12 protein-coding genes are annotated in these 12110 nt (G+C 67.5%); 9 read left to right on the top strand and 3 right to left on the bottom strand.

What is annotated here, in order from left to right:
• Positions 1 to 164 precede the first annotated feature (164 nt).
• The 3 genes from purS to purL are packed head-to-tail and all read left to right on the top strand — an operon-like array spanning position 165 to position 3497.
• Positions 165 to 416 carry a phosphoribosylformylglycinamidine synthase subunit PurS gene (gene purS / locus ACIQCM_RS13165; RefSeq protein ID WP_045730009.1) on the top strand — a complete coding sequence of 84 codons (252 nt, stop codon included), beginning with the start codon at positions 165 to 167 and terminating at the stop codon, positions 414 to 416.
• Between the two features lies 1 nt (position 417).
• Positions 418 to 1191, top strand: a complete 774-nt coding sequence (gene purQ, locus ACIQCM_RS13160; RefSeq protein WP_400606625.1) for a phosphoribosylformylglycinamidine synthase subunit PurQ — start codon at positions 418 to 420, stop codon at positions 1189 to 1191.
• A complete protein-coding gene (gene purL, locus ACIQCM_RS13155) occupies positions 1188 to 3497 on the top strand; it encodes a phosphoribosylformylglycinamidine synthase subunit PurL (protein WP_400606623.1) in 2310 nt (769 codons plus the stop codon). Before purQ ends, purL begins: the two co-directional genes overlap by 4 nt.
• Positions 3498 to 3599: 102 nt before the next feature.
• Here the strand turns inward: purL and ACIQCM_RS13150 are convergent, their stop codons facing one another.
• Positions 3600 to 3893 carry a DUF503 domain-containing protein gene (locus ACIQCM_RS13150; RefSeq protein ID WP_400606621.1) on the bottom strand — a complete coding sequence of 98 codons (294 nt, stop codon included), beginning with the start codon at positions 3891 to 3893 and terminating at the stop codon, positions 3600 to 3602.
• Between the two features lie 13 nt (positions 3894 to 3906).
• On the bottom strand, positions 3907 to 4941 hold the full coding sequence (locus tag ACIQCM_RS13145) for an isopenicillin N synthase family dioxygenase (RefSeq protein WP_400606619.1): 1035 nt from the start codon (positions 4939 to 4941) through the stop codon (positions 3907 to 3909).
• A gap of 45 nt (positions 4942 to 4986) precedes the next feature.
• Here ACIQCM_RS13145 and ACIQCM_RS13140 point away from each other — a divergent pair, with 45 nt between their 5' ends.
• Both ACIQCM_RS13140 and ACIQCM_RS13135 read left to right on the top strand, forming a co-directional pair.
• Complete coding sequence (locus ACIQCM_RS13140; protein ID WP_400606616.1) at positions 4987 to 5541, top strand: DUF1990 family protein; 555 nt, start codon at positions 4987 to 4989, stop codon at positions 5539 to 5541.
• A 14-nt stretch (positions 5542 to 5555) separates the two neighbouring features.
• Positions 5556 to 6179 carry a hypothetical protein gene (locus ACIQCM_RS13135; protein ID WP_400606614.1) on the top strand — a complete coding sequence of 208 codons (624 nt, stop codon included), beginning with the start codon at positions 5556 to 5558 and terminating at the stop codon, positions 6177 to 6179.
• Between the two features lie 14 nt (positions 6180 to 6193).
• Here the strand turns inward: ACIQCM_RS13135 and ACIQCM_RS13130 are convergent, their stop codons facing one another.
• Positions 6194 to 6619, bottom strand: coding sequence for a CoA-binding protein (locus ACIQCM_RS13130; RefSeq protein WP_400606612.1), 426 nt, complete (start codon positions 6617 to 6619; stop codon positions 6194 to 6196).
• Positions 6620 to 6905: 286 nt separating this feature from the next.
• On the opposite strand from ACIQCM_RS13130, the gene acs reads away from it, so the two are divergent.
• From acs to ACIQCM_RS13110, 4 genes are read left to right on the top strand one after another with little or no spacing between them, the layout of a single operon-like run.
• The gene (gene acs, locus ACIQCM_RS13125; protein ID WP_400606609.1) at positions 6906 to 9065 is read left to right on the top strand and encodes an acetate--CoA ligase; all 2160 of its coding nucleotides are present in this window, start codon (positions 6906 to 6908) and stop codon (positions 9063 to 9065) included.
• Positions 9062 to 10252, top strand: a complete 1191-nt coding sequence (gene sfnG, locus ACIQCM_RS13120) for a dimethylsulfone monooxygenase SfnG (protein ID WP_400606607.1) — start codon at positions 9062 to 9064, stop codon at positions 10250 to 10252. Before acs ends, sfnG begins: the two co-directional genes overlap by 4 nt.
• Positions 10252 to 11607 (top strand): O-acetylhomoserine aminocarboxypropyltransferase/cysteine synthase family protein, encoded by a 1356-nt coding sequence (locus ACIQCM_RS13115; RefSeq protein ID WP_400606605.1) that lies wholly within the window; start codon positions 10252 to 10254, stop codon positions 11605 to 11607. Before sfnG ends, ACIQCM_RS13115 begins: the two co-directional genes overlap by 1 nt.
• A complete protein-coding gene (locus ACIQCM_RS13110; protein WP_400606603.1) occupies positions 11604 to 12098 on the top strand; it encodes a CoA-binding protein in 495 nt (164 codons plus the stop codon). The genes ACIQCM_RS13115 and ACIQCM_RS13110 overlap by 4 nt, the downstream gene beginning before the upstream one ends.
• Positions 12099 to 12110: the final 12 nt, after the last annotated feature.

Here is a 12110-nt window from a genome sequence, read left to right as displayed (position 1 = left end):
CGGCCCCTGATTCAGGGAGGGTGCCGCGGCCGCTAGAATAGAGGAGCAAGCTCGCGGAGCGCCCGTCCACACTGTTCACCCTGAAGGTCCCCAACAGACGGTACGGCGTAAGACGGCACCACTCCGCTGCGCCCTTACCCAAGCTCACGCACAGGAGTTACCGGATGCCCCGGATCGTTGTTGACGTCATGCCCAAGCCCGAAATTCTGGACCCGCAGGGGAAGGCGATCGTCGGGGCCCTCCCCCGGCTGGGCTTCACCAGCTTCAGCTCTGTCCGCCAGGGCAAGCGCTTCGAACTGACCGTTGACGGCGAGGTGACCGAGGAGATCCTGGCCCAGGCCCGCAACGCCGCAGAGACCCTCCTCTCCAACCCCGTGATCGAGGACGTCGTCAACGTCGAGGTCGTCGAGGCCTGACATGACTGAACTTCCCCTGATCGGCGAGGCCGTCGCCGTTGCGGCGGAACCCCGCCTTGCCGGCGCCCGGATCGGCGTCGTCACCTTCCCCGGAACCCTTGACGACCGCGACGCAGCCCGTGCCGTCCGTCTGACCGGCGGCACCGCCGTCGAACTCTGGCACGGCGACAGCGGACTCGGTGACGTGGACGCCGTCATCATCCCCGGTGGTTTCTCGTACGGCGACTACCTGCGCGCCGGCGCGATCGCCCGGTTCGCCCCGCTGATGTCCCGCATCATCGACGCCGCCAACAGCGAAGCGAAGCTGCCGGTCCTCGGCATCTGCAACGGCTTCCAGATCCTCACCGAGTCGCACCTGCTGCCCGGTTCCATGATCAAGAACGACCACCTGAAGTTCCTGTGCCGCGACCAGGTTCTGCGGGTGGAGAACAGCAACACCGCCTGGACCCTGGACTACGAAGCAGGCCAGGAGATCACCATCCCGCTGAAGAACCAGGACGGCCAGTACATCGCGGACGAAAAGACGCTGGACGCGCTTGAGGCCGAGGGCCGCGTCGTGTTCCGCTACGTGGGCTTCAACCCGAACGGCTCCCGCCGTGACATCGCCGGCATCTCCAACGCCGCCGGCAACGTGGTGGGCCTCATGCCACACCCCGAGCACGCAGTGGAAGTTGGCTTCGGCCCCGAATCCCTCGATGGCATCGGCGGGTCCGACACCGACGGCCTGGGATTCTTCACCTCCGTCCTGAACAAGATTGTGGGAGGCGCCAAGTGACCACGGAAACCACCAAGAAGTTCAATATCGACACCGTCGAGAACGCGGCCAAGACCCCGGACGTCGAGCTCCCCTGGGCCGAACTGGGCCTGAAGCAGAACGAGTTCGACGAGGTCGTCAAGGTCCTGGGCCGCCGCCCCACCGGCGCCGAACTGGCCATGTACTCCGTCATGTGGAGCGAGCACTGCTCCTACAAGTCCTCCAAGAACCACCTGCGCCAGTTCGGCCAGAAGGTCACCGAGGAAATGAAGAAGGACATGCTGGTGGGCATCGGCGAGAACGCCGGCGTCACCAACCTGGGGGACGGCTGGGCCGTGACCTTCAAGATCGAATCGCACAACTCGCCGTCGTTCGTTGAGCCCTACCAGGGCGCCGCGACCGGCATCGGCGGCATTGTCCGCGACATCATCTCCATGGGCGCCCGCCCGGTGGCCGTCATGGACCCGTTGCGCTTCGGCGCCATCGACCACCCGGACACGGCACGCGTGATGCACGGTGCCGTTGCCGGCATCGGCGGCTACGGCAACTCGCTGGGCCTGCCAAACATCGGCGGCGAGATGGTCTTCGACTCCGTGTACCAGGGCAACCCGCTGGTCAACGCCCTCGCGGTAGGCGTCATGCGCCACGAGGACATCCGCCTCGCCAACGCCTCCGGCAAGGGCAACAAGGTGGTCCTGTTCGGTGCACGCACCGGCGGCGACGGCATCGGTGGCGCTTCAGTGCTGGCCTCCGAGTCCTTTGACGACACCAAGCCGTCCAAGCGTCCCGCCGTCCAGGTGGGCGACCCCTTCGCCGAGAAGGTCCTCATCGAGTGCTGCCTTGAACTGTTCAAGGGCTCCCTGGTGGAGGGCATCCAGGACCTCGGTGCGGCAGGCATCTCCTGCGCCACGTCCGAACTGGCCTCCAACGGCGACGGCGGCATGCAGGTTGAGCTGACCTCCGTCCTGCTGCGCGACCCCACGCTGACCCCGGGCGAAATCCTGATGTCCGAGTCGCAGGAACGCATGATGGCCGTGGTAACCCCGGAGAACGTGGAAGCGTTCGAGGCCGTGATGGACAAGTGGGCCGTGGAGTACTCCTGGCTGGGCGAGGTGACCGACACCGGCCGCCTGATCATCACCTGGGAAGGCGAGGTGATTGTCGACGTCGATCCCCGCACCGTCGCGCACGACGGACCGGTCTACGACCGCCCGTACGCCCGCCCCGAGTGGCAGGACTCCGTCCAGGCAGACACCTTCACCGGTTCCGTGCAGGACGCCGGCCGCCCGTCTTCCCCGGCTTCCCTGGCTGCCGCCGTAACTGAACTCGTGGCATCGCCGAACATGTGCTCCAAATCCTGGATCACCAACCAGTACGACCGGTACGTGGGCGGCAACACCGCCATGGCGTTCCCGGACGACGCCGGTGTGGTGCGCGTGGACGAGGAAACGGGCCTGGGCGTTGCCCTGGCCACCGACGCCAACGGCCGCTACACCTACCTGGACCCGTACCACGGCGCGCAGCTGGCACTGGCCGAGGCGTACCGCAACGTGGCCACTTCGGGTGCCATCCCGATGGCCGTCAGCGACTGCCTGAACTTCGGCTCACCCGAGGACCCGGATGTCATGTGGCAGCTGGCCGAGGCCATCCGCGGCCTGTCCGACGCCTGCATGGTGCTGGGCATTCCGGTCACGGGCGGCAACGTCTCGCTGTACAACCAGACGGGCAGCACCCCCATCCACCCCTCCCCCGTGGTGGCGGTGCTGGGCAAGCTCGACGACGTCGCCCGCCGCACGCCGTCAGGCTGGCGCGAGGACGGCCAGGCGATCTACCTGCTCGGCACCACGGCTGCCGAGCTGGACGGTTCCGAATGGGCCAACATGCGCGGCCACCTGGGCGGGCGGCCGCCCAAGGTGGACCTCGAGGCCGAACGCGCCCTGGGCGGGATCCTGATCAATGCGTCCCGTGACGGCATGATCGACTCCGCTCACGACCTCTCCGAAGGCGGCCTCGCGGCTGCCCTGGTGGAGTCGTCGCTGCGCTACGGCGTCGGTGCCAGGATCGCGCTGCAGGACGTCATGGACCGCGACGGCGTGGACCTGTTCACCGCGCTCTTCTCCGAGTCGCAGGGCCGCGCGATCGTTGGCGTGCCCCGCTCCGAAGAAGTCCGCTTCACGGACATGTGCACCGCCCGCGGCTTCGCCCACACCCGCATCGGCGTGGTGGACGCGGCCAGCGGCAAGCTGGAGATCAACGGCGTGGAAGGCCTGTCCCTGGACGCCCTCCGCGAGGCCCACGAAGGGACCCTGCCGAAGTACTTCGGCTAACGCTCCACAAGGAATCCGCGCCGGTTCCGGACAAACGCACCCCTGACCCGGGGCGCAGATGTCCGGAACCGGCGCGGATTTTTGTTGACGCGTCCAGCCGGGTCAGTCCTCGCTGTGGAGCTCGCGCTGGCGGGCGCTCAACAGGTCGACTTCGGGGCGGGCAGCCACAAAGCGTTCGACGCCGGCCAGCACCTCCGCGAGGTGCGCCCGGTCCGCTGCCACCAGGCCAACGCCCAGCCTGGCCCTCCGATACTGTTCCTGGTCCCCTACCTCGGCCACCGAGACCTCGAACCGGCGTTTCACCTCAGCCAGCAGGGGGCGCACCACCGACCGCTTCTCCTTCAGGCTGTGCACATCGCCGAGGAGAATGTCGAACTCGATCCAGCCGATCCACATGTTCCGCGGCCCTTTACCGTCCCGGCAGCACCAGGTCCGGGTAGTGCCGCTCTGTCACGTCCGGGTGCGCGCGCATCCTGCCCTTGAGCATGTTCATGCCAAAGGAGGACAGAAGCGGATTGGCCGGATCGTCGGTGATGCCCCGCGCCGCAGCCTTGAGCTCGGGATCCAGCGGAACTGGCCCGATCACCGCGTCGAGCCGCGGCGACCAGAAGAACGGCACCGAATAGCGGTCCACGCCCGGCGGCGGAGCCTGCACCCTGTGGATGGTGGCGGCCAGGTAGCCCTCGGTGGCTACCTCCAGCATTTCGCCCAGGTTCACCACCAGCGCGCCCGGGATGGGTTCCACGGGAGCCCACCCGGTGGCGCCCGGGGGCAGGACCTCGAGGCCTCCGACGTCGTCCTGCAGCAGCAGGGTCACGAAACCGTAGTCCGCGTGCGAGCCCACGCCCTGGTCACCGGCCGCCTCCACCACGCCTCCCACGTAGTGCACCAGCTTGCCCATCCAGGCCGGGGTGCCCTGGAACGGCTCGTCGAAGTAGTCCTCGGGCAGCCGCAGCGTCACCGCGATGGCCCGCATCAGTTCCATGCCTACGGAAGACATCAGCTCCGCCCACTCCATGGCTGCGGGCTTGAGTTCGGGGAAGAACTCGTCCGGCCAGAGGTTGGGGCCCTGGAGCAGCCAGAAGGGCTGGTCCGCAGGGTAGTCCGGAACGGGTTCGCGCTCCGGCGAATAGTCAATCTGTTCCCGTGCGTCCGCCCGGCCCTGGGTGACTTCCGTGCCCATTCGGGTGTAGCCGCGGAAGTGTGGCGAGAGGCGGTTGTCAAGCTTCATCCGCTGCTCCAGGGGCAGCGCGAAGAAACGGCGGATCACCTCCAGGAGGTGTTCGGCCTGTCCGGGCGCGGCGCCGTAGCCCGTCACCTGGAAGAACCCCACGTTGTGCGTGGCGTAGCGAAGTTGCTCAATGAACTCTGGATTGAAGGACCCGTCGGCCCGGCGTGCTGTACTAAGGTCCAGGACAGGTATGGTCCCCTGATCGTGTGGCATCTTGGCAGACTAGCATCGAGCAGGGTGCCTTTGTAGGCTCGCAGGATGCGGCAGCCCGGAAGGAAGACCAAGCACATGCAGCTCAACTACCCGGGTATCGGTTTTACCGAGGACGGACGCGTTCCGGAGGGCTATCGCTCCGTGGTCCGGGAGGAGTATCTCGGTGAGGGCAGGGACGTGTATCTCCGCGTTGCCCACGGCATCCTCGGCTGGCAGCTGCAGCGGCTGGCGGGGCTGCGCGTTCGTGCGGATGCCGCCGTCGCCCACCCCGGTGCACGCGTGGTGAGTGGGTTCGGCGCCGGCCCTTTCCGGCTGGACGCGCCCTGTGAAGTGGTGTGGGTGCGCCGCCCAACCGTCGCAGCGGGCGCGCAGTCGGCGGGTTTCGGATATGGCACGTTGCCCGGCCACCCCGCCCGGGGCGAGGAATCATTCGAGGTGGCAATCGACGCCGCCGGAAGGGTGGTCCTGAAGATCACCGCCTTCAGCAGGCCGGCCAACTGGTTCTACGCTGCGGGAGCGCTGGCCTACCGGGCGGCGCAGCGGTACGTGACCTCCCGGTACATTGAAGGGGCACGCACACTCGCCGCAGGTGAAAGCTGATCAGGAGAAGGTACATGCTGGACCAGAAGACCCTTGACCGATTGTGGAACTACGCCGATCCCGGGCTGTCCGGGCAGCGGTTCCAGGAAGCCATGGCAGGCCAGGAGTACGACGCCGACGAGAAAGCGGAGCTCGCCACGCAGCTGGGGCGGGCCATGGGCATGCAGGGCCGCTTCGAGGAGGCGGATGCGCTGCTGGACGGGATCGACGGCGAGGAGCCCACCGTCGCGGTCCGCGTCCTGCTGGAGCGGGGCAGGCTGCTGCACGCAGGTGGCCATTCCGCCATGGCGGTGCCCCTCTTTGAGCAGGCGGCGGAGCTGGGCGACCATCTCGGCGAGGAACTGCTCGCCGTGGACGCCCTGGCCATGCTGGCCGCGGCGGACCCGGCCCACGCCGAACCGTGGGCCCGCAGTGCCATCGAATACGCTGCCACCGCCCATGACTCCCGCGCCCGCCGCTGGCTGCCGGCGCTGCACGCCGCGCTGGGCGGCACGCTGCAGGAAGCCGGGCGCTACCCCGAGGCAATTGTGGAATTCCAGCTGGCCGAGCAATGGGCCGAACGCGCCGGAACTCCGGACCAGCAGCAGGAGGCCAGGGACGCCATCCGGTCCTGCGAACGGGCCCTCGCCGTCGACTGAGCGTTCGCCGGCCCTTAGAGGTTGTACTGCCAGGCCACCTGGGCGGGGCAGAGGTTCATGACCACGTCCAGCCCGGCAGCCTTGGCGCGCTCCGCGGCGGCCTCGTCCACCACGCCCAGCTGCAGCCAGACAGCTTTGGCGCCCACGGCGATCGCCTGGTCCACCACGGCGCCCACCTTCTGCGAATTCACAAAGCAATCGACGACGTCGAGAGGGTGCTTTTCCGCCGGTATCCCAGCGAGCGTGCGGTACCCGGTTTCGCCGTGGACGGGATCGCCGGGCAGGTTCACGGGGATGATTTCCATGCCCAGCCGGTCCCGAATAAACAGCGACGTGTCGTAGGCAGCGCGCCACTCGTTGGTGGTCAGGCCCACGATGGCCCACCGCCCTTTGTTCCGCATGAGGCGCTCGATGACTTCAGGATCGTTGGTGTGGGCCATATGCCAAGCCTACGCCGTCGGCGCACATCCTTTCTGCCGAATAAGTGACTGAATGAGTGCGGCGCCGGCGCCTGTGAACGAATATTACGGCGCCGGATGCGGCGATTTGGCCAATGCCGTACGGTTCCGCTGTAGTGGGTAGTGACCATCCCGAGCGGCCGAGAGACCTGGATCAATGAAGCCGCAGCATCCCTAGGGCGGCTTGCCGCCTGAAAAGCAGCACGTGCCGAGGCGACCATCCCCGGCGGGCGGTGAAGGGTGCTACTGCCAGGATCGATGGAGCACCATGACCCCTGAAATTGATACTGCTGCGCCTGTTTCCACCTGGAACCCTGCCATGGCCGCCAACGGCGTGCCCGGCGCAGGTTCCCCCAACGCCACTTCGAACGCGACGGCGGTCGAAGCAGGGCTGCGTGACGCGCCAGGCCCCGCCTCCGGCTCTTCGGGATGGTCCTCGACCGGGCCGGAAGACGATGCCGTGCACGGCGTACCGTCCGGCGGCCCGGCGCGTCACAGCAGCACCATCGTGTCCCCGGAGAATGTCGCCTTCTGGGAGCAGCAGGCCCTGCGCCTGGACTGGGAATCCCCCTGGCACACCGCCCACCGCTGGGTACCGGCTGACGCGGCGGCCGGCACCGGCCCGCAGATCAGCTGGTTCGACGGCGGCAGGCTCAATGTGGCCTACAACTGCGTGGACCGCCACGTGGCCAACGGCCTGGGCAGCAAGGTGGCCCTGTACTTCGAGGGCGAACCCGGCGACCGCCGCACCATAACCTACGCCGAACTCCAGCGCGAGGTGGCCAAGGCAGCCAACGCCCTCCTGGCGCTGGGCATCGCCAAGGGCGACCGCGTGGTCATCTACCTGCCGGTCATCCCGGAAACCGTCATCATCACCCTTGCCGTGGCCAGGATCGGGGCCATCCACTCCCTGGTGTTCGGCGGTTTCTCCGCCGAGGCCCTGCGGTTCCGCGTGGAGGACACCGGCGCCAAGCTGCTGGTCACCACGGACGGCCAGTACCGCCGCGGGGTGGCAGTTCCGGTCAAGGACAACGCCGATGCAGCGGTGGCCGGGGACAACGCCGTCGAACACGTCCTGGTGGTGAACCGCACGACGCCCGCTGAGGACCTCCACACGGTGAACATGACGGAAGGCCGCGACGTGTGGTGGCACGACGTCGTCGGGAATGCGCCGGATGTCCATCAACCCGAGGCGTTCGACGCCGAAACCCCACTGTTCATCATGTACACCTCCGGCACCACCGGAAAACCGAAGGGCCTGGTGCACTCCTCCGGCGGCTACCTCACGCAGGCGTCCTGGAGCTTCGAGCACCTGTTCAGCAACCCGGACCCGGCGTTCCGCGACCAGGACGTGCACTGGTGTACAGCGGACCTGGCCTGGGTCACCGCCCACACCTACGAGATCTACGGACCGCTGTCCAACGGCGTGACCCAGGTGATCTTCGAAGGCACCCCCAACACCCCGCACCCGGGCCGGCATTTCGAAATCATCGAGCGCTATGGCGTCACGCAGTACTACACGGCGCCGACCCTGGTCCGCTCGCTCATGGGCTGGTTCCCGGACGGCGTGCCGGAGTCATACGACCTCTCCTCCATCCGGATGCTGGGCACCGTGGGCGAGGCGGTGAACCCGGAGGCGTGGCGCTGGCTGCGCGCCAACGTCGGGGGCGGCACCGCACCGGTGGTGGACACCTGGTGGCAGTCGGAAACGGGTGCCGCCATTCTCTCCCCCGCGCAGACGGACACGGATTTCAAGCCCGGTTGCGCGGCCCGGCCCCTTCCCGGCGTCAGCACCAGGGTGGTGGACGACGGCGGCGCCGCAGTGCCGCCGGGCGTCCAGGGATTCATTGTGGTCGACTCCCCCGGTCCGGCCATTGCGCGGACCGTCTGGGGCAACCCGCGGCGCTACTTCGATTCGTACTGGAGCAAGTACTCGGACCAGGGCTGGTTCCTGGCCGGGGACGGCGCCAAGTACGACGAGGACGGCGACATCTGGATCCTCGGGCGGGTGGACGACACCCTGAACGTCTCCGGCCACCTGCTCTCCACCATCGAGATCGAGTCCGCCCTGGTGTCACACCCGGACGTGGTGGAAGCGGGCGTCTGTCCGGTGGCGGATCCGAAGACCGGCCACGCCATCGTGGCGTTCGTAGTCCTTCGGGAGGCGGCGCCAGGCGCGGCAGGCCCAACCGCGCACGAACTCCGGCAGCACGTCGCGAAGGCGATCGGCCCCATCGCCAAGCCGCGCGACGTCGTCGTGGTTCCCGATGTTCCCAAGACCCGCAGCGGCAAGATCATGCGCCGGCTGCTCACCCAATTGTTCGAGGGGACCGCCCTTGGCGATACCACCTCACTCCAGAATGAGCCGGCGGTTGCCGGCATCCAGGACGTCCTGCGCGAGCGGACCCAAGCAAAGGAAAATTCATGACCGAGATCAGCAACGTCGCCCGGCTCTCCGAACCGCTCAAGTTCGCATACTGGGTTCCCAACGTCTCCGGCGGCCTGGTGGTATCCACCATCGAACAGCGCACCAGCTGGGACTTCGAGTACAACAAGAAGCTGGCGCGCATCGCCGAGAACTCCGGCTTCGAATACGCCCTGTCCCAGACCCGCTACGCGGCTTCCTACGGCGCGGACAAGCAGCACGAGGCCACCTCGTTCAGCCTGGCGCTGCTGGCCGCCACGGAACGGCTCAAGGTCATCGCCGCGGTCCACCCGGGCATGTGGCACCCGGGCGTGCTGGCCAAGTACATCATCACGGCGGACCACATCTCCAACGGCCGCGCGGCCGTCAACATCGTCTCCGGCTGGCTGAAGGCGGAGTTCGAAAACTTCGGCCTCGAATGGCTGGAGCACGATGAGCGCTACGTCCGCACAGAGGAGTTCATCCGCGTCCTCCGCGGCCTGTGGACCCAGCAGGAGTACAGCCAGTCCGGCAAGTACTACAACATCACGGACTTCACCCTGAACCCGGCCCCTGTCAACGTTCCCGGCCGCGCCCACCCGGAGATCTTCTTCGGCGGAAACTCGACGGCGGCCCAGGCCACCGCGGGCCGCGTAGCGGACTGGTACTTCTCCAACGGCAAGGACCTGGAAGGTTTCAAGGAAAACATCGCCGGCGTGGTTGCCGCTTCCGGTGAAACCAAGCGCGGCACCGAGGGTGCCCTCGCCGCCCCGCGCTTTGGCCTCAACGGCTTCGTCATTGCCCGCGACTCCGAGAAGGAGGCCCGCGACACCCTGCGCGAGATCGTGGAGAAGGCACACAAGCCGGCCGTTCAGGGCTTCCGGGACGCCGTGCAGGAGGCCGGGCCCTCCACCAAGGACGGCAAGGGCATGTGGGCCGACTCCACGTTCGAGGACCTGGTCCAGTACAACGACGGCTTCAAGACCCAGCTGATCGGCACCCCGGAGCAGATCGCCGAGCGCATCGTGGAGTACAAGAAGATCGGCGTGAACCTGTTCCTCACCGGCTACCTGCACTTCCAGGAAGAGATCGCCGCGTTCGGCCAGGACATCCTGCCGATCGTCCGTGAACTCGAGGCTGACCTCGCCCGGAAGAACGGCACCGAGCTGGACCTCTCCCAGGCACCTGTCGCTGAAACGGTGGCCGCCTGATGGCTGACCGCAAGTTCGGTTTCCGCACCCGCGCCCTGCACGCCGGCGGCACGCCGGACGCCGAGCACGGTGCCCGCGCGGTGCCCATCTACCAGACCACCTCTTTCGTGTTCAAGGACACCCAGGACGCAGCCAACCTCTTCGCCCTGCAGAAGTACGGCAACATCTACTCCCGCATCGGAAACCCCACGGTGGCAGCCTTCGAAGAGCGCATTGCCTCATTGGAGGGCGGCATCGGTGCTGTTGCGACGTCGTCGGGCATGGCAGCGGAGTTCCTCACCTTCGCCGCGCTGACCCAGGCCGGCGACCACATCGTGGCCGCATCCCAGCTCTACGGCGGCACCGTCACCCAGCTGGACGTCACCCTGCGCCGCTTCGGCGTGGACACCACGTTCGTGCCCGGCACGGACCCGGCGGACTACGCAGCCGCGGTCCGGGACAACACCAAGGCGATCTTCGTCGAGGTGGTGGCCAACCCGTCCTCGGAAGTCCAGGACCTGGCGGGGCTGGCGAAGGTGGCGCACGACGCCGGCATCCCCCTGGTAGTGGATGCCACCTTGAGCACGCCGTACCTCGTGCGCCCGATCGAGCACGGAGCGGACATCGTTATCCACTCCGCCACCAAGTTCCTCGGCGGACACGGCACCACCCTGGGCGGCGTGATCGTCGAGAGCGGCCGCTTCGACTGGGGCAACGGCAAGTTCCCCACCATGACCGAGCCCGTGGCCTCCTACGGAAACGTCTCCTGGTGGGGCAACTTCGGCGAGTACGGCTTCCTGACCAAGCTCCGCTGTGAACAACTGCGCGACATCGGGCCCGCCCTCTCGCCGCAGTCCGCATTCCAGCTGCTGCAGGGCGTGGAAACGCTCCCGCAGCGCCTGGACGAGCACCTGAAGAACGCGCAGGCCGTGGCCGAATGGCTGGACGCAGATCCGCGGGTGGCCTACGTTAACTACTCCGGCCTGCCCTCCCACCCCCACTTCGAGCGGGCTAGGAAGTACCTGCCGCAGGGACCGGGTTCGGTGTTCTCGTTCGGTGTTGCCGGCGGACGCGCTGCGGGGCAGAAGTTCATCGAGTCGCTCCAGCTGGCCTCGCACCTGGCCAATGTGGGTGACTCCCGCACCCTGGTGATCCACCCCGGATCCACCACGCACCAGCAGCTGAGCGCCGAACAGCTCGAGTCGGCCGGCGTGCCGGAGGACCTGGTCCGCATTTCGGTGGGCCTGGAGGACATCGAGGACATCCTGTGGGACCTGGACCAGGCCCTTACGGAGGCCCAGGACGCAACTGCGGATGGCGCCGTCGTCCGCCCTGAGGAGGCGGCTGACGCCTGCACGATCGGAGTACGCGCATGAGCACTGCTGAACGGACCTGGGAAGGCCCCGCCGCCCCCGAGCGCCTGTCGCTCTTGCGGGCGGCCAAGTCGGTCGCCATCGTGGGGGCCTCCGACAAACCGTCGCGGGCCAGCTACTTCGTGGCCACTTACCTGCAGTCCTCCACGCGGTACAAGGTGTATTTCGTCAATCCCGTGGTGAAGGAGATCCTTGGCCAGCCAACGTACGCCTCCCTCGCGGACCTTCCCGAAAGCCCGGACATCGTGGATGTGTTCCGCAAGCATGACGACCTTCCGGGCGTCCTGGAGGAAGCCGTTGCGGCCGGGGCCAAGACCCTCTGGCTGCAGCTGGGCTCGTGGCACGAGGGCGTGGCCGCGGACGCCGAGGCGGCCGGGCTCAACGTGGTGATGGACCGCTGCGTGAAGATCGAGCACGCCCGTTTCCACGGCGGGCTGCACCTGGCCGGCTTCGATACCGGCGTGATCTCCTCCAGGCGGCAGGTCCTGGCCTAGGTCCGGCCAGGA

The organism is Pseudarthrobacter sp. NPDC092439, assembly GCF_044754945.1.
In the GTDB taxonomy this organism is placed as follows: Bacteria; Actinomycetota; Actinomycetes; order Actinomycetales; family Micrococcaceae; genus Arthrobacter.
Note: the sequence above shows the minus strand (reverse complement) of the source record. Positions and strands in the feature narration are given on the sequence as shown.

Bases quoted from the DNA above. Each gene is read 5' to 3' on its own strand.
- purS (WP_045730009.1), top strand. From the start codon at position 165: ATGCCCCGGATCGTTGTTGACGTCATGCCCAAGCCCGAAATTCTGGAC.
- purQ (WP_400606625.1), top strand. From the start codon at position 418: ATGACTGAACTTCCCCTGATCGGCGAGGCCGTCGCCGTTGCGGCGGAA.
- ACIQCM_RS13150 (WP_400606621.1), bottom strand. From the start codon at position 3,893: ATGTGGATCGGCTGGATCGAGTTCGACATTCTCCTCGGCGATGTGCAC.
- ACIQCM_RS13145 (WP_400606619.1), bottom strand. From the start codon at position 4,941: ATGCCACACGATCAGGGGACCATACCTGTCCTGGACCTTAGTACAGCA.
- ACIQCM_RS13140 (WP_400606616.1), top strand. From the start codon at position 4,987: ATGCGGCAGCCCGGAAGGAAGACCAAGCACATGCAGCTCAACTACCCG.
- ACIQCM_RS13135 (WP_400606614.1), top strand. From the start codon at position 5,556: ATGCTGGACCAGAAGACCCTTGACCGATTGTGGAACTACGCCGATCCC.
- ACIQCM_RS13130 (WP_400606612.1), bottom strand. From the start codon at position 6,619: ATGGCCCACACCAACGATCCTGAAGTCATCGAGCGCCTCATGCGGAAC.
- acs (WP_400606609.1), top strand. From the start codon at position 6,906: ATGACCCCTGAAATTGATACTGCTGCGCCTGTTTCCACCTGGAACCCT.
- sfnG (WP_400606607.1), top strand. From the start codon at position 9,062: ATGACCGAGATCAGCAACGTCGCCCGGCTCTCCGAACCGCTCAAGTTC.
- ACIQCM_RS13115 (WP_400606605.1), top strand. From the start codon at position 10,252: ATGGCTGACCGCAAGTTCGGTTTCCGCACCCGCGCCCTGCACGCCGGC.
- ACIQCM_RS13110 (WP_400606603.1), top strand. From the start codon at position 11,604: ATGAGCACTGCTGAACGGACCTGGGAAGGCCCCGCCGCCCCCGAGCGC.